This is a genomic window from Gilliamella sp. Occ3-1, from assembly GCF_001690655.1.
Lineage (GTDB): Bacteria > Pseudomonadota > Gammaproteobacteria > Enterobacterales > Orbaceae > Gilliamella > Gilliamella apicola_P.
In genome coordinates this window covers 100,093-125,328 of record NZ_LZHQ01000024.1, presented here as the reverse complement: position 1 = coordinate 125,328, position 25,236 = coordinate 100,093, and the positions used below count along the sequence as shown (strand labels likewise).

Annotated in this window: 18 protein-coding genes; 12 read left to right on the top strand and 6 right to left on the bottom strand. The window is 35.6% G+C overall.

Annotated elements, in window-relative coordinates; all coding sequences use genetic code 11:
• Both A9G43_RS07175 and A9G43_RS07170 read left to right on the top strand, forming a co-directional pair.
• Positions 1 to 307: integrase core domain-containing protein (locus tag A9G43_RS07175; protein WP_141673986.1), on the top strand; the 307-nt coding region annotated here is incomplete at its 5' end.
• Between the two features lie 191 nt (positions 308 to 498).
• The gene (locus tag A9G43_RS07170) at positions 499 to 1,284 is read left to right on the top strand and encodes an SDR family NAD(P)-dependent oxidoreductase (protein ID WP_065607830.1); all 786 of its coding nucleotides are present in this window, start codon (positions 499 to 501) and stop codon (positions 1,282 to 1,284) included.
• 452 nt (positions 1,285 to 1,736) lie between these two features.
• Here A9G43_RS07170 and metG read toward each other — a convergent pair whose 3' ends face one another.
• Positions 1,737 to 3,764, bottom strand: a complete 2,028-nt coding sequence (gene metG / locus A9G43_RS07165; protein ID WP_065607828.1) for a methionine--tRNA ligase — start codon at positions 3,762 to 3,764, stop codon at positions 1,737 to 1,739.
• 252 nt (positions 3,765 to 4,016) lie between these two features.
• On the opposite strand from metG, the gene apbC reads away from it, so the two are divergent.
• The gene (gene apbC, locus A9G43_RS07160; RefSeq protein WP_065607826.1) at positions 4,017 to 5,090 is read left to right on the top strand and encodes an iron-sulfur cluster carrier protein ApbC; all 1,074 of its coding nucleotides are present in this window, start codon (positions 4,017 to 4,019) and stop codon (positions 5,088 to 5,090) included.
• Positions 5,091 to 5,227: 137 nt separating this feature from the next.
• On the opposite strand, the gene A9G43_RS07155 is transcribed toward apbC, so the two are convergent.
• Entirely contained in the window at positions 5,228 to 5,968 is a 741-nt protein-coding gene (locus A9G43_RS07155; RefSeq protein ID WP_065569444.1) for an acid phosphatase, read from the bottom strand.
• A 449-nt stretch (positions 5,969 to 6,417) separates the two neighbouring features.
• On the opposite strand from A9G43_RS07155, the gene tpx reads away from it, so the two are divergent.
• Both tpx and A9G43_RS07145 read left to right on the top strand, forming a co-directional pair.
• A complete protein-coding gene (tpx, locus tag A9G43_RS07150; RefSeq protein WP_065607824.1) occupies positions 6,418 to 6,930 on the top strand; it encodes a thiol peroxidase in 513 nt (170 codons plus the stop codon).
• A gap of 140 nt (positions 6,931 to 7,070) precedes the next feature.
• On the top strand, positions 7,071 to 8,252 hold the full coding sequence (locus A9G43_RS07145) for a sugar transporter (protein WP_065607822.1): 1,182 nt from the start codon (positions 7,071 to 7,073) through the stop codon (positions 8,250 to 8,252).
• Positions 8,253 to 8,357: 105 nt separating this feature from the next.
• Here the strand turns inward: A9G43_RS07145 and A9G43_RS07140 are convergent, their stop codons facing one another.
• Entirely contained in the window at positions 8,358 to 10,283 is a 1,926-nt protein-coding gene (locus A9G43_RS07140; RefSeq protein ID WP_065607820.1) for an ABC transporter ATP-binding protein, read from the bottom strand.
• Between the two features lie 202 nt (positions 10,284 to 10,485).
• Between A9G43_RS07140 and A9G43_RS07135 the strand changes: the two genes are divergently transcribed.
• Positions 10,486 to 12,663 (top strand): phage holin family protein, encoded by a 2,178-nt coding sequence (locus A9G43_RS07135; RefSeq protein WP_065607818.1) that lies wholly within the window; start codon positions 10,486 to 10,488, stop codon positions 12,661 to 12,663.
• 48 nt (positions 12,664 to 12,711) lie between these two features.
• Here A9G43_RS07135 and glyA read toward each other — a convergent pair whose 3' ends face one another.
• On the bottom strand, positions 12,712 to 13,968 hold the full coding sequence (gene glyA / locus A9G43_RS07130) for a serine hydroxymethyltransferase (protein ID WP_065607816.1): 1,257 nt from the start codon (positions 13,966 to 13,968) through the stop codon (positions 12,712 to 12,714).
• Between the two features lie 218 nt (positions 13,969 to 14,186).
• On the opposite strand from glyA, the gene A9G43_RS07125 reads away from it, so the two are divergent.
• The 4 genes from A9G43_RS07125 (at position 14,187) to A9G43_RS07110 (ending at position 19,211) form a co-directional block, all read left to right on the top strand.
• Positions 14,187 to 15,113, top strand: a complete 927-nt coding sequence (locus A9G43_RS07125; RefSeq protein WP_065607849.1) for a TIGR01212 family radical SAM protein — start codon at positions 14,187 to 14,189, stop codon at positions 15,111 to 15,113.
• Between the two features lie 533 nt (positions 15,114 to 15,646).
• Positions 15,647 to 16,771, top strand: a complete 1,125-nt coding sequence (locus A9G43_RS07120; RefSeq protein WP_065607814.1) for a glycosyltransferase family 4 protein — start codon at positions 15,647 to 15,649, stop codon at positions 16,769 to 16,771.
• Positions 16,764 to 17,567, top strand: a complete 804-nt coding sequence (gene rfaP / locus A9G43_RS07115) for a lipopolysaccharide core heptose(I) kinase RfaP (RefSeq protein WP_065607812.1) — start codon at positions 16,764 to 16,766, stop codon at positions 17,565 to 17,567. The genes A9G43_RS07120 and rfaP overlap by 8 nt, the downstream gene beginning before the upstream one ends.
• Before the next feature lie 15 nt (positions 17,568 to 17,582).
• Complete coding sequence (locus tag A9G43_RS07110) at positions 17,583 to 19,211, top strand: DUF2813 domain-containing protein (protein ID WP_065607810.1); 1,629 nt, start codon at positions 17,583 to 17,585, stop codon at positions 19,209 to 19,211.
• Between the two features lie 92 nt (positions 19,212 to 19,303).
• Here the strand turns inward: A9G43_RS07110 and ettA are convergent, their stop codons facing one another.
• Together ettA and nfsB are read right to left on the bottom strand one after the other, a co-directional pair.
• Complete coding sequence (gene ettA / locus A9G43_RS07105) at positions 19,304 to 20,971, bottom strand: energy-dependent translational throttle protein EttA (protein ID WP_065607808.1); 1,668 nt, start codon at positions 20,969 to 20,971, stop codon at positions 19,304 to 19,306.
• A gap of 449 nt (positions 20,972 to 21,420) precedes the next feature.
• Positions 21,421 to 22,065 (bottom strand): oxygen-insensitive NAD(P)H nitroreductase, encoded by a 645-nt coding sequence (gene nfsB / locus A9G43_RS07100; protein ID WP_065561215.1) that lies wholly within the window; start codon positions 22,063 to 22,065, stop codon positions 21,421 to 21,423.
• A 444-nt stretch (positions 22,066 to 22,509) separates the two neighbouring features.
• Between nfsB and leuA the strand changes: the two genes are divergently transcribed.
• Together leuA and leuB are read left to right on the top strand one after the other, a co-directional pair.
• Positions 22,510 to 24,057 (top strand): 2-isopropylmalate synthase, encoded by a 1,548-nt coding sequence (gene leuA, locus A9G43_RS07095; RefSeq protein ID WP_065607806.1) that lies wholly within the window; start codon positions 22,510 to 22,512, stop codon positions 24,055 to 24,057.
• 67 nt (positions 24,058 to 24,124) lie between these two features.
• Positions 24,125 to 25,204: a 3-isopropylmalate dehydrogenase gene (gene leuB, locus A9G43_RS07090; RefSeq protein ID WP_065607804.1), complete on the top strand. Its 1,080-nt coding sequence runs from the start codon at positions 24,125 to 24,127 to the stop codon at positions 25,202 to 25,204.
• Positions 25,205 to 25,236: the final 32 nt, after the last annotated feature.

The following is a 25,236-nucleotide window of genomic DNA, read 5'->3' as shown; positions in this document are numbered from 1 at the left end:
GTATCCATTAAAAATACGAGTCGATAATGGACCAGAATTCACCGGAAACACGTTTACTAATTGGGCAAAAACACATGGTATAACTATAGATTACATCAAACCCGGTAGCCCTTATCAAAATGGTTACATTGAACGATTTAATCGGACTTATCGAACTGAAGTGTTAGATTTATATCTTTTTAACAACCTAGCGCAAGCAAGGAGAATAACCGAAGAATGGTTAACGATTTATAACACCGAAAGGCCTCATGAAGCACTAAATAATATGACGCCGATCGAGTATAAAACATTAAAACAGGCAGCTTAATTTTCTACGTGAGTTGTGTATTAAGTTTGGGGTATTTACAAAGCCTACACAACATTATTTATGCGCGCAGGTTATCAAGTTATGTTAAGTAATTCTAGAGATAAAAACACGTTAGTTACATTTATCATATATTCAATAGGTTGAATGATTTTAATTAAATACAGATATTTGAAATATTAGATGAAATAAAAATGACCAATACACATAAAAAATATACCGCCATAACAGGTGCTAGTTCAGGCATAGGTTATGCTGCCGCTATTGCTTTTGCAAAACGAAATAAAAACCTTATTGTTATTGCAAGAAGACAAGAAAATTTGGAACTTTTACAACAAGAAATTGCAAAAATTGCCCCAGCATTAGACGTAATTATAAAACTTTGTGATTTATCACAACCAACCAACGCTTATTCCCTTTTTAATGATTTAGACAGCTATTTTATTGAAACATGGATTAATAATGCCGGTTTTGGTCATTACGGCAGTGTTAGCGATCAAGATTTAGTAAAAATAGAATCAATGCTTCATTTAAATATTGAAACCCTAACGATTTTTTCAACACTGTATGTACGTAAATATCAAAATGAACCCGAAACACAACTAATAAACATCTCCTCCCGAGGCGGGTATACTCTCGTTCCTAATGCGGTAACTTATTGCGCAACAAAATTCTATGTCAATGCTTTTACTGAAGGGCTAGCACAGGAATTAAAGCAAGCTAACGCACAATTAACCGCAAAGGTATTGGCTCCTGCTGCAACAAAAACGGAATTTGGTGAAAAAGCCAATAATGTTAGTGAATACAACTACGATGCAACTTTTACAAAGTACCATACAGCAAAGCAAATGGCCGAATTTTTACAGGCTTTATACGATAGCAACAAAATTATTGGGGAGATTAATACTAAAGATTTCTCTTTTTCACTAAAAGACAGCATATTTCCTTATTCAGGAAATCCGTCAGAAAATCAAAAGTAAGAAAATAATGAATTTACAAGTAATGTTAAACCAAACAGTAAAATATGAATTTTAACAAAATTGAGCTTTGGCAATCGTTATTTTGATTGCCAATTTCAGGATAAAAAGAAAAATATAGCATATTGATTTAAAGTGAAATTTTATTTACTTCGATCAAAAAATGGTGTTTAAATGAAATTGGGCGCCAGATATGGAATAGGTTTCTAAGTGTAAACGGAAAGGCTTTTATAGGCTTTTTAAAAAGTTTAAGCAACCAACCATCAGTACCCTCAAACGACATAAATTCAAAATTGGAATGGCAACATATTTATAATAAAAAAACAGCCCCAAAAAACAAAAGCTACAATTATTTATCAAATAAGCAATTTTTATACTGAAACACATAGTTATCGGAAACATCTTAACAAGCATATTAACTTGTTAAGATGTGACTTCTATAATAAAGGTATCAATTACGAAATTCGCATTCCTGGTTTAGCGCCACTATCTGGTGATAGTAGGTACACACCTTCATCATCACCTTTACCACTCGCACAAAGCACCATACCTTCTGAAACACCAAAGCGCATTTTACGAGGAGCTAAGTTAGCAATCATAATAGTTAAACGCCCAATTAACACCTCTGGGTCAGGATAAAACTGCTTGATACCTGAAAACACATTACGGGTTTCGTCACCAATATCAAGCGTTAATTGAAGTAATTTATCGGATCCTTCAACAAAGCAAGCATGTTTAATTAAAGCAACGCGCATATCGACTTTAGCAAAGTCGTCAAAATTAATCGTCTCGGCGATAGGTTCAGCAACTTTAGGTTTTGCCGGTTGGGCTAATGCAGCTTGTTGTTTTGTTTCTTCAATCATGTTTGTAATTTTATCCATATCAATACGATTAAATAAGGCTTTAAACTGGTTAATTTTATGACTAGTTAACGCATTAGCAATAGTATTCCATTCTAATTTGCTATTTAAAAATGCTTCTGTACGTTCAGCCAATGAAGGCACTATTGGTTTTAAATAGGTCATTAAGATGCGGAATAAGTGAATTCCCATTGAGCAAATATCTTGCAATGTTTGATCTTGCCCTTCTTGTTTAGCAACCACCCAAGGTGCCTTTTCGTCAATATAGCGGTTAGCTTCGTCAGCAAGTGCCATAATTTCACGAATTGCTTTGCCTGATTCGCGTTGTTCAAAGTAGTCAGCAATCACTTCTGCTTTTTCAACAAACAAGGAATACAGTTCAGGCTCTGCCACTTTATCTGATAATTTGCCGTCAAAGCGTTTATAAATAAAACCAGCCGAACGCGAAGCAATATTAACGACCTTGTTGACTAAATCACTGTTTACACGTTGAACAAAGTCTTCTAAATTTAAGTCAATATCATCGATATGTGATGATAGTTTAGCGGCATAATAATAACGCAAACAGTCAGGATCTAAATGTTTTAAATAGGTACTTGCTTGAATAAAAGTACCGCGTGATTTAGACATTTTTGCGCCGTCAACCGTGACATACCCATGAACAAAAATATTCGATGGTTTACGATATTCACTACCTTCAAGCATAGCTGGCCAAAATAAACTATGGAAGTACACGATATCTTTACCAATAAAATGGTAAAGTTCTGTATTTGAATTTTTGTCCCAAAACTCATCAAAAATTGGTTTATTTTGTTTATTACAGTAATTTAAGAAAGATCCCATATAACCGATTGGTGCATCTAACCAAACGTAAAAATACTTACCAGGCGCATCGGGGATCTCAAATCCAAAATAAGGTGCATCACGGCTAATATCCCACGGTTGTAAGCCTGATTCGAACCATTCTTGCATTTTATTAGCAACTTGATCTTGTAATGTTCCTGAGCGAATCCACTCTTGTAACATATTTGAAAAAGCAGGTAGATCAAAAAAGAAATGTTCAGACTCTTTTAAAATCGGCGTAGCGCCCGAAACCACAGACTTAGGGTCAATTAAATCAATAGGATTATAAGTAGCACTACACACTTCACAGTTATCACCATACTGATCAGGCGCTTTACAACGTGGGCAAGTGCCTTTTACAAAGCGATCAGGTAAAAACATCTGTTTTTCAGGATCGAATAGCTGTGAAATAACTTTAGTTTTAATATAACCATTCGCTTTCAAACGCTTATAAATTTGCTCTGATATCTCACGATTTTCTGGGCTATGTGTTGAATGGTAATTATCATAACTAATATTAAAGCCAGAAAAATCACGTAGATGTTCGGTTTTGACTTCACTAATCATCTGCTCTGGAGTAATTCCCAATTGCTGAGCCTTTAGCATAATTGGCGTGCCATGGGCATCGTCAGCACAAATAAAATAGATCTCATTACCACGCATACGTTGATAGCGTACCCATACATCAGCTTGAATGTGTTCTAGCATATGACCTAAGTGAATTGCACCATTGGCATAAGGAAGTGCACAAGTCACCAATATTTTGCGTTGAGTTGTCATGTTGATTTATTACCCTTTTTTACATAATGGCAGAAATAGTACATCAATCGTGGGATTATCGCTAGATTTATGCCATAATTTGATAAAATTTATATACTCAATTCATATTTCAAAACAGAAAATAATCATTTTTTATGAGGGTAAACCAATTTACTGTTTACCGCCTTATTATTTAAGGTATTTTACGCTTTTAATGCAAGGTAATTGGAAATAAAACGAGTATAAATACTAAGGCATAAAGAGATAACCACAATGAACACTGAAGTAAAAAAAATTCTTGAAAATTTTACTCATCCAACTCTACAAAAAAATTTACTTGAACTTGGAGCAATAAAAAAATGCGAAATAGTTAATCACCACTTAACTATAAATTTAACAATGCCTTTCGCTTGGCAATCTACTTTTGAAGAATTGAAAAAAATAACCACTCCAAAATTGCTTAAACTTAACAGCGTTAATGAAGTTGACTGGCATATTGAATATAAAATTGCTACTTTAAAACGTGCTAATAACCAAAATGCCATTAATAATATAAAAAACATTATCGCGATAAGCTCAGGAAAAGGCGGTGTGGGCAAATCATCAACAGCTGTCAATCTTGCGCTAGCTTTACAAAAACAAGGGGCGAAAGTAGGGATTTTAGATGCAGATATTTATGGTCCCTCGATCCCAACCATGCTAGGTACAGAAAACCAGCAACCATTAACACCCGATAATAAACATATGACACCAATCATGGCATATGGGCTTGCTAGTAATTCCATTGGTTATTTGGTTGATCCTAATGGTGCTATGGTATGGCGTGGACCTATGGCAAGTAAAGCACTATTACAGATTTTACAAGATACGCTTTGGCCAGAACTCGACTATCTTGTCATTGATATGCCTCCAGGCACAGGGGATATCCAATTAACCCTAGCGCAAAACATTCCAGTTACTGCTGCTGTGATTATCACAACTCCTCAAGATATTGCTTTAATCGATGCAAAAAAAGGTATTACCATGTTTAATAAAGTAAACATCCCAACACTAGGAATTATTGAAAACATGAGTTACCACATTTGCGAACATTGTGGACATCATGAGGCCATCTTTGGTGAAGGTGGCGCAAAACATTTAGCTGAGCAATATCAAACCAAATTGCTAGGGCAAATTCCACTTCAAAAAATGTTACGCCAAGATCTTGATACAGGAAAGCCCACTGTTATTAACCACCCTGATAGCGAATTTAGCCAACTTTATTATCAAATAGCAGGAAGTATTGCTAGTGAGTTATATTGGCAAGGTGAAGCGATTTTGCCTGATATCCCTTTTAAAACTATATAAATTTAAAATCGATATATTGGCTACTAAATATAATAGCCAATATATCAAGATGAAATTTAAATAATAATGTGTAAATAATCCAGCATTTTTCAATAAATAATTCAAATAATAATCAATATGACACCAATCAGTATCTACTATTTTAAATGACTAAACTCCTCCTTCGCCTTAATTAATTGTTGAGTAAATTCCGAGTTTGTATGTAGCTGAGCCACAACAGCCGCTGCCATAATCTTTGCAGCATCGACATCACTTTGCCAATGATAACCACAAATTACCCGACTTTCGCCTATTTCATAACCACGCTTAAAAATTTCATTTTGTCTCTCTGGATTGATTTCAGCAAGTACTAGCGAAATAGCAAATCCCATTGTAGTATGACCTGATGGATAAGAGCCATTAGTTGATAATGTTTTTTCATCTTCTGGACGACAAGTTGGCTCATTAAAAAAAGAAAATGGTCTAACTCGATTATAAAAATTTTTAGCAGAACGAGTCGCCAGATCACCGGCATCTTCTTTCATCGTAGTAATGAGTTTATAAATCTCGGGAGTTGTAGTTATAGAAATTTCAGATCCAAAAGAGGAGGAAAACTGTTTGGCTATATTATCCTTACTAGAATCAGCATCTAAATAAGCTTGATGTCCTCGTTCAGAATTACGAAGTGACTTACCCCAATCGTACATCGCTTTATCCCTAAGAAAATCAACACTATTAAAAGAAGGAGGAGGAGGTAATAAAAATAAACTATTAGGCGATTGATTTTCTGTAAGGTAAAAATCTTGTGGATTAGTCGTCACATCTTTAATATTATTGGCATAAACATTTGTAGATATTAAGACACACATAATAATACTGTTTACAAAGATTTTTTGCATATAAGTCTCCTTATTAAAAAGCACTATAATTCTCGGTAACCAACACCAACAACTTATGATAACTAACCTGCTTATTTAAATAGATTAATTGCCCTATAAGATAAATAAGTAATAAATATTTCTTATTTTAAGCATATCAATGTGGTTATTTAACAACATTCACCAATTAATAGCTTAGTTAATCATAAAAATAATTTCTTTATTAATAAACAAACAAATTTTTTATATGTGATAACTATCACATTTATTTTTATTGAAATTTTTTGACTTATTATTGCTCACTAAATTGAGTAATCAAAAATGTTATTCATTGGATAAATTATCAAATCTAGCATAATATGAATATGACAGCTGAATAATGCTAAATTTATAGTAAATAAAGCTGTAAAACTTTAATAAGCTCACTCTATCGAAACAACGTTATTAGTTACAACACTAAGGAAACTGTTATGCAAAAAAGAGTTAATGAAATCACCATGCGCGGAGCACCTATTACTTTGTTAGGCACACAAATTAAAGTTGGCGACACAGCGCCCAATTTTATCGTGCAAGATTTAAAAATGGAGCCCATTAAATTGTCCGATTTTAAAGGTAAAATCAGAATTATTAATTCGGTTCCATCCATTGATACCTCAGTATGTAGTGCTCAAGTGCATCGCTTTAACGTCGAAGCGGCAAAATTAAAAGACACAGTGATATTTTCAATTAGCGTCGATTTACCTTTTGCCTTAAATCGCTACTGTGCTGCTGAAGGTATTGATGCCGTTAAAGTCACCTCAGATCATAAAGAACTCAACTTTGGTTTAAAATATGGAGTTGTTATTGAAGAGTTGCGATTACTTTCTCGATCTGTATTTGTCATTGATAAAAACGACAAAATTGTTTATGTGGAATATGTCAAAGAAACCTCTTCTGAACCTGATTATGACAAAGCCCTAGCTGCAGTTAAAGCACTAGAATAAATCGCTATAATGAAACATCGCCCTCAAATACTAATATTGGTGGCGATTAAGTTTAAGATTTATTCTTAGCAACTATTTAATAGACAAACATATTCAGTTATAATCAAAAGTAATCTAATATTCCCTCCAAAATCTTAATCATGAATAATAGTATTAACCGATCTCGGGTTTGGTCATCAATTCTTTGTCTTGCATTTGCGGCATTTATTTTTAATACAACGGAATTTGTACCTGTCGGGCTATTACCCAATATTGCTGAAAGCTTTTCAATGGACGTAGCCCATGCTGGATTATTACTCACTATTTATGCGTGGGCTGTTTCGTTATTATCATTGCCACTCACAGTATTAACATCAAAAATGGAACGAAGGAAGCTACTTATCCTTTTATTTTGTCTATTTATAGGTAGTCATATTTTAGCTGGAGTCGCATGGAATTTTTACAGTTTAATGATAGCAAGAATTGGTATTGCTTGTGCACATGCGGTATTTTGGGCAATTACAACACCACTTGCAGTTCGGTTAGCGCCCAATGGTAAAAAAGCTAAAGCAATGGGCTTTATTGTTATTGGCGTATCGATGGCAACCATTCTAGGTATTCCAATTGGCACCATCATAGGACAACTCGTTGGCTGGCGCGTGACTTTTTTATGTATTGCTGGTATCGCTTTTTGCGTGATGATATTACTACTCCGCTTATTGCCTACTGTACCAAGCATGGATATTATCTCTATCAAAGATATTCCAATAGTATTAAAACGCCCAATACTGCTAAACATTTATTTATTAATTGCCATTATTATTGCGGGTCACTTTACTGCCTATACCTATATTACGCCATTCATGAAGAATATTGGTGGATTTAACCAAAATGTTATCGTCCTTTTATTATTAGTTGTAGGTTTTTCTGGAATGATTGGTAGCGTTATTTTTGCAAAATATGCTGAAAAGAATCCAACCGCAATTTTCATCATCCCTATGCTATTACTGATTACTTGCTTATTATCGCTTTATGTATGTTCATTCACGCTTTATACTGCAATCATTCAATGTTTAATTTGGGGGCTTTCCATTACAATTATTGGAATGGTTATGCAAAGCAAAGTAATTGATGCCGCACCCGATGCCACAGATATAGCCACTTCAGTCTATTCTGGTATTTTCAATATTGGAATAGGAGGCGGTGCTTTTATAGGCAGTAAGGTATTAATTTTACTTTCAATTGATTACATTGGTTATGTTGGTGCGTGTTTTGTCCTCATCGCACTATTATTATTCTACTTTTTATCTAGAAAATTATGGAATAATAAAACGGTTATTTAAAAAAGGGTTATGTAAAAAATATTATATAAAAACCTTAGGGTAAGGAAACAGCATTATTTATTTTATAACACAAATAAATAACGCTGAAAAATACTAACATTTACCTTATGATTTACTTAAAGACTCTAACTGTTCCCATCTTTCAAAAACAGCTTCTAATTCAGCCTCTTTATCTGCCAAAGATTGTAAAATTGGACTAGTAATTTCATGAGTTTGATTAAAAAAGTCACTTTGACCAATTTGTGCTTGTAAATCAGTAATCTCTAATTCTAATTGTTCTATTTTGCTTGGTAATTGTGCCAATTCTCGTTGTTCATTATAACTCAGTTTAACTTTCTTTTTAGCGGTTCGCTCACTACTTTGATTATTAGTAGCACCTAATTCTTTTTTAGGTTGCTCAAGTTTATTAACTGTCGTTACTTTAACTGGTTGTGCCTGCTGCTGTTGTTGCAGAGCATCGGCATAACCACCAGCATAAACACCAATATGGCCTTTTTCTTCAAAAAACCAACATTGAGTGACCACATTATCAACAAATTGCCGATCATGACTAACCAACAAGACAGTTCCTTGATAATCATTCACTAACTCTTCTAGCAATTCTAATGTTTCAATATCAAGATCATTGGTCGGTTCATCAAGTATTAATAAATTGCTAGGTTTTAAAAATAGTTTAGCCAGCAATAAACGATTACGCTCCCCTCCAGACAGTGCTCGTACAGGAGTTCTGGCACGTTTAGGCGGAAATAAAAAGTCCTGTAAATAACCAAGTACATGGCGTGATCGGCCATTAACCATGACCTCTTGCTTACCTTCGGCTAAATTATCCATCACCGTTTTTTCAGGATCGAGTTCGAGACGATATTGGTCAAAATAAGCAACTTCAAGCTTTGTGCCACAATGCACACTACCTAATGTTGGTGTCAAATTACCCAACATCAGTTTTAATAAAGTTGTTTTACCAATACCATTAGGACCAATCAGAGCGATCTTATCACCACGTAATACTTGTACAGAAAAATCATTAACTAGTAACTTATCCTCAATCTGATATGTCACATTTTCAAGCTCAAAAACAATTTTTCCTGAACGTAATGCTTCCTCAATTTGCATTTTAGCACTACCCATAACTTGGCGTCGCTTGCTATATTCTTGGCGCATTGCTTTTAATGCTCGCACTCGCCCTTCATTACGAGTACGACGAGCTTTAATACCTTGTCGGATCCAGACTTCTTCTTGAGCTAATTTTTTATCAAATTCAGCATTTTGTAACTCTTCAACACGCAATGCTTCTTCTTTACCAAGCAAATAGTTATCATAATTTCCACTCCAAGACGCAATTTTACCTCGATCCAAATCAATAATACGCGTTGCCATTTGACGAATAAACGAACGATCATGGGAAATGAACACGATACTGCCATTAAAACTTTTCAAAAAATCTTCCAACCATTTAATGGTTTGAATATCCAAATGATTGGTTGGTTCATCAAGCAATAAAACTGTTGGCTGACAAACCAACGCTTTGGCTAATGCGGCTTTACGCAACCACCCACCCGATAACGAAGACAACAACGCATCACCATCAAGCGATAATGAAGAAATAACATTACGAATACGACTATCTAATTGCCAACCATTTTGATGATCTAACTGTTCTTGCATTTTAGCTAATTTATCTAAGTTACTTTCGCAAGGATCGAGCTCAACGCGATATGCTAAATCATAGTAATCTCGTAATAACTGTGCTTGTTCGTGTAATCCTTCAGCCACAAAATCAAACACACTACCTTGCACATCACGGGGAGGATCTTGTTGCAATCGTGAAACAATCGCATTATTTTCATAAATAATTTGCCCTTCGTCTAATGGCACCTCTTTATTTAAAACTTTAAGTAAAGTCGATTTTCCAGCACCGTTACGGCCAACAAGACAAACACGCTCGTTTGGCTCAATAGACATATCGATATGATCAAGCAAGGGCGCATCACTAAATGAAAGATAAGCATTGGTAAGATTAATTAATGACATAGTTATTGGTGGTTTTTATTTAGATATTAAGTAATAAGACATTATTCTATCATAAAGTTACCAAAGGCAACTAAAGCAAATACAAAAGATAAACCAATAGATCTTACAAATACTAGAAATCACTGTTCTGTTCTATCAAAAAAGATAAATACTGATATATTAATTAGTAAAAATATTATTAAATTTCTGTGTGGAGATTATTATGAGCCATATGTGGACATTTCAACGTGTTGGTGGGCTTGATCAAGTCGTATTTAAAAGTGCCAGTGATATTATCAATTTACCTGATTTAGATCCTAAATTATGGGTGGCTTTAAGTTGCCCAACAACAGGGTTGGATTTTGATGAACGAACCTTATCTCTACTCGATTCAGATAATGACGGACGTATTCGCATACCTGATATTTTAGATGCCATTAGCTGGACTTGCGATAAAATCAATTCATTTGATAGTATCTTAAGTACAAGTGAAACATTACCATTATCACAAATTAACGCATCGACCCCGCAAGGAAAAAAATTATCGGTCACCGCACAAAGCATTTTAGCTAGCTTAAATAAAAAAAATGTGGATTATTTAACACAAGATGATATACAACAATCAATAAAAATCAATGCTGACAAACTTTATAATGGTGACTTGATCTTTCCTCCATCAAGCGAATTGTCACCAAACATGCAAATGTTTATTACAACAGCAATCAAAACTACTGGTGCACAAAAAGATATGAGTGGGCAAGATGGCATTGATTTAAACATAGCAACCACCTTTGTTGAAAATCTACAAACTTGGTTACAATGGCAAACAAAAATAAGTAATACGCAAACCCCATTTGGTGAAAATACCGCAGAAATTTGGAAAATAATTCAGCTATTAAAACCCAAAATTGATGATTATTTTTTACGTGCTGAATTAGCACAATACGCCCCTCAAGCGCAAACGGCACTTAATGTCGACGAAAAATATATTGTACCAACACAAAACGGATTACTATCTGAAGAAGAATTAGCCGAATTGCCGCTATCCAAAATCGACACAACTGATACTCTAGATCTAGTCAATGGGCTAAATCCACTTTGGAAAGCTAAAATCAGCCGATTTAAGGCATTAATAGAATCATCATTATCCAACCCAGACCAACTAACACAACAAGAATGGCAAAATATACAACAAAGCTTGCAAGCATATACCACACTTATTAGCACTAAGCCCGAAATGGCACAATTAACCGTTGAAATTGAGCCTTCGGCCAATATAGATGATATTCCTATTAGCATCATTACCAACCTAGCTAACAATGATTTACTGACCGAATTTGAGAAAATGGTTGAACAAGATAATCAAACACCAATATCTGCCTCAGATATTCTAGTGCTAGAAAAATTAGTCCTATTTCATAAACATCTTTACCGTTTACTAGTTAACTTTGCCTCTTTTGCAGACTTCTTCCAGCCTGAAACACGAGCAGCATTTCAACTTGGTAAACTCTACATTGATGGCCGCTGTGCAACACTTTGCGTTGCGGTCGATAATATTGCCAAACACACAACCATGGCAAATTATTCTGAACTCTGTTTACTTTATTGTGAATGCACTAGACATGGAGAAAAACAGCTAATTGCAGCAGCAATGACAGCAGGACAAGGTGATTTATTAATTGAAGGTCGCAATGGTGTGTTTATTGACAATAAAGGTAACGATTGGGACGCCAATGTTGTTAAAATAATCACTAAGCCAATCAGCATCCAACAAGCAATTTGGGCTCCTTATCAACGTATGGGACGTGTGATTACCGAACAAATTAACAAATGGGCAAGCAGCAAAGATGCCGATGTTGAAAAATCAAGTGAACAAGCACTACAAAATCCAGCTAATAAATTTGATATTGGTAAAAGTGTAGGGATTTTTGCTGCAATTGGTTTAGCCATTGGCGCAATCGGCACAGCATTAGCCACAATATTCCAAGCCATTTTTGCACTAGCTTGGTGGCAAGTACCTTTAGTTTTTATTGGGTTATTTCTAATTATTTCAGGACCTTCTGTTATTTTAGCATGGTTAAAATTACGTCGAAGAACGCTTGGGCCATTACTAGAAGCATCTGGTTGGGCAATTAATGGGCAAGTCAAAATTAATTTAATGCTAGGAAGCTTGCTCACTAGCAAAGCCCAGCTCCCTACCAATGCAAAACGTAATTTGCACGATCCAATGAAACAACGTCACAACAAATTAGTTATTATTTTTTGGTTAGCAATTTTACTTAGTATTGGAGTTACAGGAGGCTGGTTATGGCATGAAGGTTACCTTGACCGCTATATCGAACAGCACAAACAAGCACAAACCCAAAACAAAACTGACACAAATGCCAATATTGGTAAATAAAAGCAAAAAACCATTTCGCCGACAACCGTCGGCGAAATGAAACAACCATTAATGCTGATAAACCGGCAAACGACGGCAAATTGCAAGCACCTTTTCTTTCACAGCTTGGATGTTTTGCTCGTCATCGATATTATCTAAAACATCACAAATCCAATTAGCTAAATCTCGCGACTCGGCTTCTCTAAAGCCTCGGCGAGTAATAGCCGGCGTACCGATACGCACACCAGATGTTACAAATGGGCTTTGTGGATCTTTTGGTACACTATTTTTATTAACGGTAATATTAGCACTACCTAAAGCCGCATCAGCTTCTTTACCTGTAATATTTTTATCGACTAAATCAATTAAAAACAGATGGTTTTGTGTTTCGCCAGAAACTACTTTATAGCCACGTTGCAAAATCACCTCGACCATAGCTTTAGCGTTTTTCACCACTTGTTGTTGATAGATTTTATACTCAGGCTCCATCGCCTCTTTTAACGCAACTGCTTTAGCGGCAATTACATGCATTAAAGGACCACCTTGCGCTCCTGGAAAGACAGCCGAATTTAACTTTTTATATAATTCTTCACTACCACCTTTAGCCAAAATCAAACCGCCACGAGGACCACCTAAAGTTTTATGAGTTGTAGTAGTAACAACGTGAGCATAAGGAACTGGATTTGGATAAACACCTGCCGCAACTAGCCCTGCCACATGCGCCATATCCACAAACAAATAAGCGCCCACACTATCTGCGATTTCACGCATACGTTGCCAATCCACCCCCCCAGAATAAGCCGAAAATCCACCAATAATCATTTTAGGTTTAGATTCTTGGGCTGTTTTAACTAACTTGTCATAATCAATACGCCCTGAATCATCAACACCATAATCCACAACATGATAAAGTTTACCCGAAAAGCTAACGGGCGAACCGTGCGTCAAATGCCCACCTTCAGACAGGTTCATACCTAAAACCGTATCGCCTGTATTTAAAAGTGCCATATAAACGGCAAAATTAGCTTGTGAACCTGAATGCGGTTGCACATTAGCATAATCAGCACCAAATAAAGCTTTAGCCCGTTCAATTGCTAATTTTTCAACAATATCAACATACTCACAACCCCCATAATAACGTCTTCCGGGATAACCTTCGGCATATTTATTGGTTAATTGCGAACCTTGCGCTTGCATTACTCGTGGGCTGGTGTAGTTTTCTGATGCGATCAGTTCAAGGTGATCTTCTTGGCGCTGTTCTTCACCTTTAATAGCATTCCACAATTCCGCATCATAATCGGCAATAGTCATATCTTTACTAAACATGTTAACTCCTAGTTATTAATCGCAACAAACCTTAAACGTTGTCGTACACTACAGTATAAAAAAACAACACTAATTATCCTTACTTAATCAGTGCTTAATTTCAATCTTTTTTTTGAGTTATAAAAAATATTTATATATTGTTGAAATGTAGTATTATGACTGAGGTATGGCATACAAGGCATATTGCTAAAATAATTAAAAATTTTATTTGGTTTATAATGCAACTTCATTTAGTCGTTAATACATTCGGTTCCGATTTACAACGTCGTTATGGCGAAAAGATCTATAAACTTACTTTACATGGTGGCTTTAGCTGTCCCAATCGAGATGGCACTATTGGTCAAGGTGGTTGTACTTTTTGTAATGTTGCCTCAATCATTGATGAATCTATTCAGGTTAAATCAATTTCTGAGCAATTAACTTCGCAAGCCCAACAAATGAAAAAATCTAAACGATACCTTGCTTATTTTCAGGCTTATACCAGCACCTACGCCGAGGTTGAAATTCTAAAAAATATGTATGAAGAAGCCCTGAATAGTACAGATATTGTTGGGCTTTGTGTTGGTACTCGCCCTGATTGTGTTCCTGATGAAGCGCTTGATTTGCTTGCGCATTATCAATCCAATGGCTATGAAGTTTGGTTAGAACTTGGTTTACAAACTGCTCATAACAAAACCTTACACGATATTAATCGAGGGCATACTTTTGATGATTATTATCAAACCGTACAAAAGGCACGCAAGCTTGGCATTAAGGTCTGTACTCACTTAATTATTGGTTTACCGAAAGAAACCAAACAAGATAACTTTATAACCCTTAAGCGTGTGCTCGACTGTGGTGTCGATGGTTTAAAATTACACCCTTTACATATTGTTGACGGTAGTATTATGGCAAAAGCGTGGCGGGCTGGACGGCTTCCAGTATTAACATTAGATAAATATGTCGATATTGCTGGCGATATCATTCGCCAAACTCCAGCAAATATTTTGTATCATCGCATATCAGCTAATGCCAGAAAACCAACTTTACTCGCCCCTGATTGGTGTGAAAACCATTGGCAATCGATGAATGCCGTTGATCACAATTTACGCCAGTTTGGTGCTCAAGGTAGTGCTATTGGTGATAGTTACTTTTTTAAATCATAAGTGGATTTAATGATTATGAAAAAGGACATCCTTTCATTTATCCACTTCGCGTTTTATTAATAATTATTAATTTATTTTCAACCGATAAATATGATGGATGATTTTTACAAGTGATCCAGACAACCTTTGTACGTTACCATTAGGTGGAAGAAATAGTGAAGACGTTTTCCTTATCCTTACCATGCCCTTAATTTTGTGTTTATTTTTTATCAAAAAAAATAAGATATATCTATTTGTCCCTTGCTATTCGCTATTGTTTTTGGTAATTTTTTTTACGTTTTCAATGGTGCTAACAATTTCATTTAAAATTATTATAGTTTGAGAGATTATCAATAGCGTAACGCACCCACACTAATAATAAAACAAAATTATAATGGTATAGACTCTTGAATTATTTTTACAAATGACAGTATGCTTATTCAACTGTCACTATGACCAAAATTTTCCAGCAAATTTGGTTCTATAAAAATCAAACTTTGCACCAAAATAAATACTAAGTATATAATACTCCTTTCAAACTTGAGACAATCTGCATGCAACTGGTTTTTTGTATTTATAAATATTTTCCTTTTGGTGGTTTGCAACGTGATTTTTTGCAAATAGCCAAAGCTTGTCAAAATCGAGGACATAATGTTCGTGTTTATGTCATAGATTGGCAAGGCGATGTACCTTGTGGGTTTGACATTATTTTGGTACCTAAAAAGGGCTTATCCAACCATAGTCGTAATCAATCTTATTACCATTGGGTGAAGGCTCATTTACAAGCAAATCCTGTTGATTGTGTAGTTGGCTTTAATAAAATGCCTGATTTGGATGTTTATTTTGCAGGTGATACTTGTTATGCCGAAAAGGTTTCACAAAAGGGCTTTTTGTATAAATTGTCAAAACGCTGTAAGCACTATTTAGCTTTCGAATATGCGGTATTTAATCAACATAGCCAAACCAAAGTTATGGTACTAACAAAACAGCAAATTAGTGATTTTGAGCGCCATTACCATACTGATTCATCACGCTTTTACCTATTGCCACCCGGTATTGCGCAAGATCGTCAATACAATTATGAGTCGCTAGCTAAAGGTAAGCAATTTAGGCAAGCCAATCAAATTGATGAACATAATTTTGTGATTGTGCAAATTGGATCAGATTTTAAGCGTAAGGGAGTAGATCGTTCTTTAACCGCCATTGCCGCACTACCTTGCGATTTAAAACAAAAAGTGACTTTTTTAGTAGTGGGGCAGGATAATCCCGAAGCTTATCATAAACTGGCTAAGCAACTCGGCATTGAGTATCAAGTACGTTTTTTTGCAGGCCGTAATGATATCCCTGACTTTTTATTTGCGGCAGATTTGCTATTGCACCCAGCAAGACAAGAAGCAGCTGGTATGGTGCTTATTGAAGGGTTAGCTGCTGGGGTGCCAGTGATTGTGTCAAGCATTTCTGGCTATGCTTATCATATTGATGATGCCAATGCTGGGGTGATCCTTGCCGAGCCTTTTGTACAAGCAGATCTCAATCAAGCGTTGCAAAATGCCATAACAAATCACGATCAGTTATTAACATGGCACAACAATGCAATACATTATGGTAAAACGTCTGATTTATACCACTTAGCCCAGCGAGCCGCAGATATTATTTTAGGTTGTGATCATTATGAATGAGTTAAAGTTAAAATCCCCTTTTGATGCTTTGTGGAAAAATAAAGATCCGTTTGCGGAAGTTGAGTTAATATCAGGCAAAGTCTATCGAGCGGTTAAGCAACGTAAGACGTTGAATTTTGAGCTTGGTGATGCATCGTATTTTATTAAAATTCATCGTGGTACAACCATTAAAGAGATTTTTAAAAATCTCATTTCGTTACGTTTACCTGTTTTAGATGCTAAGCAGGAGTGGGATGCGATTAAGCGTTTGGAGCAAGTTGGCGTTAATACGATGGATGAGCGAGCATTTGGTCGTAAGGGACTAAATCCGCTGACTCGTCATTCATTTATTGTGACAAGAGATCTTAACCCGACTGTGAGTTTAGAAGATTTTACTAAGCCATGGTTAACTAACCCACCTAGCTATCATATAAAGCGTTCTTTAGTTATTTATTTGGCAAAAATGGTGGCTCGAATGCATGTGGCTGGGGTTAATCATCGTGATTGTTATTTGTGTCACTTTTTGCTTGATATTCCGCTTTTTGAAAATCATCAGCAAATAAAATTGTCGGTGATTGATTTACATCGTGCTCAGATCCGTAAAATAGTTCCTGTTCGTTGGCGTGATAAAGATTTAATTGGGCTTTATTTTTCAGCCATGAATATTGGGCTAATTGATCGCGATATTTGGCGTTTTTTGAAAGTTTATTTTAATCAACCTTTAAAAACGATCTTGCGTAATGAAGCTAAGTTAATTGCTAGTACGCATCAAAAAGTTGAACGAATTCGTAAAAGGACAGAAAAGTATCATCTTTAACAATAAGGATACGCTATGTTTATTGAACAAATTGATATTTCCGGATTTAAAGGTATTAGTCAGCTATCTTTAAAATTAAATGCTAGTTCTAGCGTACTAATGGGTGAAAATCGTTGGGGGCGGTCAAGTTTAATCAGCGCTTTGCAATTGTTATCACTGGATAACACGTTTTATCAATTTGTCGTTTCCGATTTTTATCATGATCAATACCAATGTTATGGCGATAATATTATTATTAAAATCACTTATTGCCAATCACACTTACATGAATTAAATAATCAAGATTATCAACCATTACGCTCAGTTTCGTATCAATCACACCAAGATAATCTGCATCGTATCACTTATCAAATTTCTGCTAATAAACAAGATAACCAAATTATAACACAACATAAATTGCTCAATGCACAAGGCAATCCTTTTAATATAGAAAACGAAAAATTATTAATTGCAACATTAATCAAACTAAATCCAGTAATGACACTTAAAAACGCAATTAATCCTGAGCAATTAACTGTTACTAACGAACCATTATCCGAACACTACATTAGCCAACTTTCAAACCAACTAAAAGCCCATTCAGCCGAATTAACCCAAGATGAATTAGCTCGAGGCCTACAAGCCGCACGCTCATTATTAGAGTATTATTTTGTCGATCAAGCACACCGCAATCATTACAAACAAAAAAATGCCAAAAGTACACCAAGATCAGAAGATTGGAATGTTTTGGAACAAATTAATGATGTATTGGATAATCTTGATAATGATTATTTACGAACTGTATTTTTAGGAATTTTCGGCTCTATTATTGATGCTAAAGGAAATTATTCACTTTCACAAAGTTCAATGCCTATTTTAATTTTAGAAGAGCCTGAAAGTTTGTTACATCCAATCATTTTATCCGTTGCATTTCGCTTACTAAAAAACTTCCCTACACAAAAAATTATCACGTCTAACTCAAGTGATCTGGTATCATTATTTTCATTAGAAAACCTTTATCGTTTAATTCGTCTGCCAGATAAAATTATTGCCAAATACATTGAACCTTATTCATTAAGCGTTAGTGATAGTCGTCGTATTGCGTTTCATATTCTTTATCGCCGATCAAATGCCTTATTTGCACGATGTTGGTTGTTAGTCGAGGGCGAAACCGAAGTGTGGTTGTTACGTGAACTAGCAGAACAAAGTGGTTATCATCTGAGTTCAGAGGGAGTTCAGCTTATTGAGTTTGCTCAGTGTGGTTTAAAACCGCTTATAAAATATGCCAATAAAATGGGAATTCATTGGTATGTAATTACTGATGGGGATATGGCGGGTAAAAAATATGCCGATACAGTAAAATCGTTATGTGGTGAAGATAAAAATCCTAATGATTACTTAACGGTTTTACCTGCGCGAGACATTGAAAACTTTTTATTTAAACATGGTTTTAGTCATGTCTATAAACTTGCCGCTTATAATACAACACAGCATATTGATCTGCCTGTACATCAAATTATTCAAAAAGCAATTCATAAAAGTTCAAAACCTGATCTTGCGATTGCCATTTGTGATGATGCAAAATCACGTGGTATAAACGCTATACCGCGTTTGCTAATGGATACTTTTTCGAGAATTATTAGTTCATCTAAAGGGTTAGTTTAGATAATTACATTTTGAAAAATATTTAAAATCGCTATCAAGAAGATAAAACAATTCCGCCAATATAAATCGGCGGAATAAAATAAAAATTAATTCTATTTGGAGATTCGTTTATATTTAGCACGTTTAGGCTCTAATGCTTCAGCACCCAATGTGCGCTTTTTCCATTCTTCGTATTCGGTAAAGTTACCTTCAAAGAATTCCACATGTCCTTCGTCTTGATAATCCAAAATATGGGTCGCAATACGATCTAAAAACCAACGGTCATGTGAAACCACTAAAGCACAACCTGGGAATTCAAGGAGTGCGTTTTCAAGTGCTCGTAAGGTTTCGACATCTAAATCATTAGTCGGTTCGTCAAGTAATAATACATTACCGCCCACTTGTAATAATTTAGCTAAATGTACACGCCCACGTTCACCACCTGAAAGTTCACCAACACGCTTTTGCTGATCAACACCTTTAAAGTTAAAACGACCAACATAAGCACGACTTGGGATTTCAAAATTGCCAATACGCATAATATCTTGACCGTTTGAAATTTCGTCCCAAACTGTTTTTTTGTCGTCCATACTGTCACGGAACTGATCAACTGATGCAAGTTGCACTGTTTCACCCAAAGTAATCGTGCCTGAATCAGGTTGTTCTTTGCCTGATAGCATTCTAAATAGGGTTGATTTCCCTGCTCCATTTGGACCAATAATGCCAACAATTGCCCCTTTAGGAATACTAAAAGATAAGTTATCAATCAGCACACGATCGCCATACGATTTAGTTAGATTGCTTACTTCAATCACTTTATCGCCTAAACGTTGTCCAGCTGGAATAAAGAGCTCGTTAGTTTCGTTACGTTTTTGGTAATCGTTACTGTTGAGTTCTTCAAAGCGAGCTAGGCGGGCTTTGCTTTTTGCTTGGCGCCCTTTCGGATTTTGTCGTACCCACTCGAGTTCTTTTTCGATCGATTTACGACGTGCCGATTCGGTCGAGGCTTCTTGCGCTAGGCGCTGATCTTTTTGTTCAAGCCAAGATGAGTAGTTGCCTTCCCATGGAATGCCTTCACCACGGTCAAGCTCTAAAATCCAACCAGCTACGTTGTCTAGGAAGTAGCGATCGTGAGTTACTGCAACAACCGTACCTTCGTAGTCATGTAAGAATCGTTCTAACCATGCTACCGATTCGGCATCTAAGTGGTTGGTCGGTTCATCCATTAATAACATATCAGGCTTTTCAAGTAATAATTGACAAATTGCTACTCGACGGCGTTCTCCACCTGATAAATTTTCAATTTTCGCATCCCAATCTGGCAAACGTAGTGCGTCAGCGGCTCGCTCTAACTGATTATCAAGATTGTGAGCATCTTGCGATTGAATAATGGCTTCAAGCTCTGCTTGTTCTTTGGCTAATTTATCAAAATCGGCATCAGGATCAGCATAAGCGGCATATACTTCATCTAATCGAGCCAATGCTTGTTTAGCCTCACTAACCGCTTGCTCAATGGCTTCACGCACAGTTTGTTTAGGATCTAATTTCGGTTCTTGGGGTAAATAACCAATTTTAATATCAGGTTGTGGGCGTGCTTCGCCTTCAATTTCGGTATCAACACCCGCCATAATTCGTAGTAAAGTGGATTTACCCGCTCCATTTAAACCGAGTACACCAATTTTTGCACCCGGAAAAAAACTTAAAGAAATATCTTTTAAAATATAGCGTTTAGGGGGAACAATTTTCCCTACGCGGTTCATGGTATAAACATATTGCGCCATAAAACATCATCCGTTTATTGGGTTAAAATAGCAAAAGGCATTTGCTATATGATTAATTGCGTATATTGTAGCGATTCTGAGGATTGGGTCTAGGGTTATTTGTAATAATGTGAGTAAATTGGTTAAATGGTGTTAACGGTAGATTTATATAAAACCGTTCAAATTCACCCCATGTGCATATATAATCAACAATACCTTAAATTAAATTTATTATGCATATCTTGGTTACTTAAATATTTTCAATTTTATAAAATTGAAAAATTCAACAAAGGCTGTTCATTCTATACTCAAAGATATGGTGGTTATTTCTTCTTTAATGAAGAATACCCTAGAACAACAAGTACTAAAAGATAAACTCAAGCAATATCAAAATTATTATCAAAAATAATATAAAGCCATTTTAAGGTATCCCACCTTTTACTAGGTGGGATAATTGAAAACGTTATTTTTTATAAAAACGTAAAAAGTTGCTCTTTAGGTAAGCGTGATTTTGGTCGATGCGCATTGCCGTCATTTTCAGCTCGATAGCCTAATGTGGCTACAATAACGCTTTTAAGCCCTTTGCTTTTGAGATCTAAAATCTCGTCCATTTTTTGGGCGTCATACCCTTCAATCGCTGTTGAATCAATACCAATTGCCGTTGCTGCAAAAAGCAGTTGCCCCAATGCAAGATAAGCTTGTTTACTTTCCCAACATTGTTGCGATTCAATGGTTGCACTATTGAGCTTTACAAAGTGCCGACGACCTTGATCTTGTGCTTGTTTAAGATCGGTTGAAGGGTATCTACCGTCTTTATCTTCTTGATTGAGTAGATTGACTAAATGGGCTTCGTCTAATGGTGTTTTAATGCAAAAGACAATTGTATGCGAAGCGCCAGTCACTCTTGGTTGATTAAATTCAAGTATAGCCGGTAAAATTTTATTCTTTGCCGCATCATTATCAATAACATAAAAATGCCATGGTTGTGAGTTAACTGATGATGGGCTGTTTCTTAAAACAGTTAATAATTGTTCAATCTTATCAGCAGGAATTTTTTTTGTTGGATCATAATGTTTGGTAGTGTAGCGTTTTTGAGAAATATCAACTATGTTCATTATTATGCCCTCGTGAGTTATTCTTTTCACCATTATAATTCGGTTTTATTATGTCTCAACTTATTATTTTAATAGATTTGTCAAATAGTAAAGCAATATTTATTAGTATTATATATTTGTCACTTTTTTAATAAAAATAAATATATTAAGATTGGCAGAAAATAATCATTGACACCACAAATATCATTTGGTAAAAATATCATCAGTTTTAGTTTTCATTAATTACAATCCAAATAGAGATTTTTTATGTTTGTTAACTATTTATCGCTTGACCTCAGCCTCCTCCTCGCATCAACTTGCGCGGATAGCTTGTGTGTGAAGTAAAAAGAAGTAGTTAAATAACCAACTCAACAAATTAACAAGAACCCGCGCTAAAGTGCGGGTTTTTTTGTTTTTTTAACTTGAAATACCGAGATAGCACTAAAATATATAAAAGGAAAAACAATGAGCGATCAAGTCATTATTTTTGATACAACATTACGCGATGGTGAACAAGCATTACAAGCAAGTTTGAGCGTTAAAGAAAAGTTACAAATAGCGCTTGCTTTGGAGCGAATGCGGGTCGATGTGATGGAAGTTGGCTTTCCTGTTTCATCTCCTGGTGATTTTGAATCAGTTCAAACGATTGCTAAGACCATTAAAGATAGCTGTGTTTGTGCATTGTCTCGTTGTGTTGATAAAGATATTGATGTTGCTGCCGAGGCATTAAAAGTTGCAGATCAGTTTCGAATTCATACTTTTATGGCAACATCAACCTTACATGTTAAAGATAAATTAAAAATGACATTTGATGATGTCATTGAAAGAGCTGTGCACTGTATTAAACGTGCACGTAATTATACTAATGATGTGGAGTTTTCTTGTGAAGATGCAGGCCGTACCCCAATTGATAACTTATGTCGTATCGTTGAAGCAGCAATTAAAGCAGGGGCAAGAACGATCAATATTCCGGATACTGTCGGTTATACTGTCCCTTATCAATTTGGTGGCATTATTCGTACCCTATTTGAACGTGTCCCGAACATTGATCAAGCGATTATCTCTATTCATTGTCATGATGACTTGGGCATGTCGGTGGCTAACTCGATTAGCGCGGTTCAAGAAGGTGCTCGGCAAATTGAAGGTGCGATGAATGGTTTAGGCGAACGTGCGGGTAATACCGCACTTGAAGAAGTTATTATGGCGATTAAAGTTCGTCAAAATATCTTAAATGTTCGCACAAATATCAATCACCAAGAGATTTATCGTACCAGCCAAATTGTTAGCCAAATTACTAACATGCCAATTCCAGGTAATAAAGCAATTATTGGTAGTAACGCTTTTGCCCACTCCTCAGGAATTCATCAAGATGGGGTTTTAAAAAATCGTGAAACTTATGAAATTATGACCCCTGAATCAATCGGATTAAATCAAATCCAATTAAATTTAACCTCTCGCTCAGGACGAGCCGCCGTTAAACATCGTTTAGAAGAACTTGGTTATCACGATAAAGATTATAACTTAGATCAAGTCTATGAGGCATTTTTAGAATTAGCTGATAAAAAAGGCCAAGTATTCGATTATGATTTAGAGGCATTAATATTTATCAATCAATTAAAAGATGAAAAAGGACATTATGTTTTAGACTATTTTAATGTTCAATCAGGTTCGACGGTTGTTTCAACCGCTTCGGTTAGCTTGTTAATTGGTGATAAAAAGTATTCTGATGCTGCAACGGGTAACGGTCCTGTTGATGCTGTTTATCAAGCTATCAACCGTATTACTGGCGAACCTATTTCGATTGTAAAATATCAATTAGCTTCTAAAGGACAAGGTGAAAATGCTTTAGGACAAGTTGATATTGTTGCCGAATATAAAGGTCGTAAGTTCCATGGTGTGGGGCTTGCAACTGATATTGTTCACTCATCGGCTTTGGCTTTAATTAATGTATTGAATAATGTATATAGAGCAAATCAAGTTGCACAAGAAAAACAAAAATTACATCATGACTAAAAAATAATTTGTTTTGCCGTTTAACAGCAAAACATGAAAATTAATTTAGATTGTAAAGGAATAAAAAATGTCACAAAACTACCATATTGCAGTACTTCCCGGCGACGGTATTGGCCCTGAAGTAATGAGACAAGCCTATAAAGTATTAGATGTTATCCGCCAAAAATATCAACTTTCTATTACTACTAGTGAATATGATGTGGGTGGTGCAGCAATTGATATTCATGGTTGCCCATTACCTAATGAAACACTTGAAGGCTGTGAAAAAGCTGACGCTATTTTATTTGGTTCAGTGGGTGGTCCTAAATGGTCTAATTTACCACCTGAAAAGCAACCTGAACGTGGTGCGTTATTGCCACTACGTAAACACTTCAAATTATTTGCTAATATGCGCCCTGCTCGTTTATATCAAGGCTTAGAAGATCTTTGCCCATTACGCACCGATATTGCTGAGCGTGGATTTGATATTTTATGTATGCGCGAATTAACTGGCGGTATTTATTTTGGATTACCTAAAGGACGTGAAGGTAGTAGTGCTCAAGAAAAAGCATTTGATACTGAAGTTTATCATCGTTTTGAGATAGAACGTATTGCAAAAATGGGATTTGAAGCTGCACGTTTACGTCGCAAAAAAGTAACTTCAATTGATAAAGCCAACGTTTTACAAACCTCAATTTTGTGGCGCGAGGTGGTCAATGAAGTAGCTAAAAACTATCCTGATATTGAACTTGAGCATATGTATATCGATAATGCCACAATGCAACTTGTTAAAGATCCGTCTCAGTTCGATGTTATTTTATGCTCAAATTTATTTGGAGATATATTATCCGATGAATGTGCCATGATAACTGGTTCAATGGGTATGTTGCCTTCTGCTAGTCTTAATGAACAAGGCTTTGGCTTATATGAACCTGCTGGTGGTAGCGCACCTGACATTGCTGGTAAAAATATTGCTAATCCTGCAGCACAAATTTTGTCATTAGCTTTGTTAGTCCGTTACAGCTTTAAACGTGATGATATTGCCTCAGCTATCGAAACAGCAGTAAATAAAGCATTAGAACAAGGCTATCGTACTATCGATCTTGCACAAAAAGAACAACCCGTTTCAACTGATGAAATGGGAGACATTATTTGTAAGCTTATTTAGTTGAATTAGCTATGTAAAATGTGTAGTAAAAA

Coding starts and splice junctions, on each gene's coding strand:
- A9G43_RS07170 (WP_065607830.1), top strand. CDS start 499: ATGACCAATACACATAAAAAATATACCGCCATAACAGGTGCTAGTTCA.
- metG (WP_065607828.1), bottom strand. CDS start 3,764: ATGACAACTCAACGCAAAATATTGGTGACTTGTGCACTTCCTTATGCC.
- apbC (WP_065607826.1), top strand. CDS start 4,017: ATGAACACTGAAGTAAAAAAAATTCTTGAAAATTTTACTCATCCAACT.
- A9G43_RS07155 (WP_065569444.1), bottom strand. CDS start 5,968: ATGCAAAAAATCTTTGTAAACAGTATTATTATGTGTGTCTTAATATCT.
- tpx (WP_065607824.1), top strand. CDS start 6,418: ATGCAAAAAAGAGTTAATGAAATCACCATGCGCGGAGCACCTATTACT.
- A9G43_RS07145 (WP_065607822.1), top strand. CDS start 7,071: ATGAATAATAGTATTAACCGATCTCGGGTTTGGTCATCAATTCTTTGT.
- A9G43_RS07140 (WP_065607820.1), bottom strand. CDS start 10,283: ATGTCATTAATTAATCTTACCAATGCTTATCTTTCATTTAGTGATGCG.
- A9G43_RS07135 (WP_065607818.1), top strand. CDS start 10,486: ATGAGCCATATGTGGACATTTCAACGTGTTGGTGGGCTTGATCAAGTC.
- glyA (WP_065607816.1), bottom strand. CDS start 13,968: ATGTTTAGTAAAGATATGACTATTGCCGATTATGATGCGGAATTGTGG.
- A9G43_RS07125 (WP_065607849.1), top strand. CDS start 14,187: ATGCAACTTCATTTAGTCGTTAATACATTCGGTTCCGATTTACAACGT.
- A9G43_RS07120 (WP_065607814.1), top strand. CDS start 15,647: ATGCAACTGGTTTTTTGTATTTATAAATATTTTCCTTTTGGTGGTTTG.
- rfaP (WP_065607812.1), top strand. CDS start 16,764: ATGAATGAGTTAAAGTTAAAATCCCCTTTTGATGCTTTGTGGAAAAAT.
- A9G43_RS07110 (WP_065607810.1), top strand. CDS start 17,583: ATGTTTATTGAACAAATTGATATTTCCGGATTTAAAGGTATTAGTCAG.
- ettA (WP_065607808.1), bottom strand. CDS start 20,971: ATGGCGCAATATGTTTATACCATGAACCGCGTAGGGAAAATTGTTCCC.
- nfsB (WP_065561215.1), bottom strand. CDS start 22,065: ATGAACATAGTTGATATTTCTCAAAAACGCTACACTACCAAACATTAT.
- leuA (WP_065607806.1), top strand. CDS start 22,510: ATGAGCGATCAAGTCATTATTTTTGATACAACATTACGCGATGGTGAA.
- leuB (WP_065607804.1), top strand. CDS start 24,125: ATGTCACAAAACTACCATATTGCAGTACTTCCCGGCGACGGTATTGGC.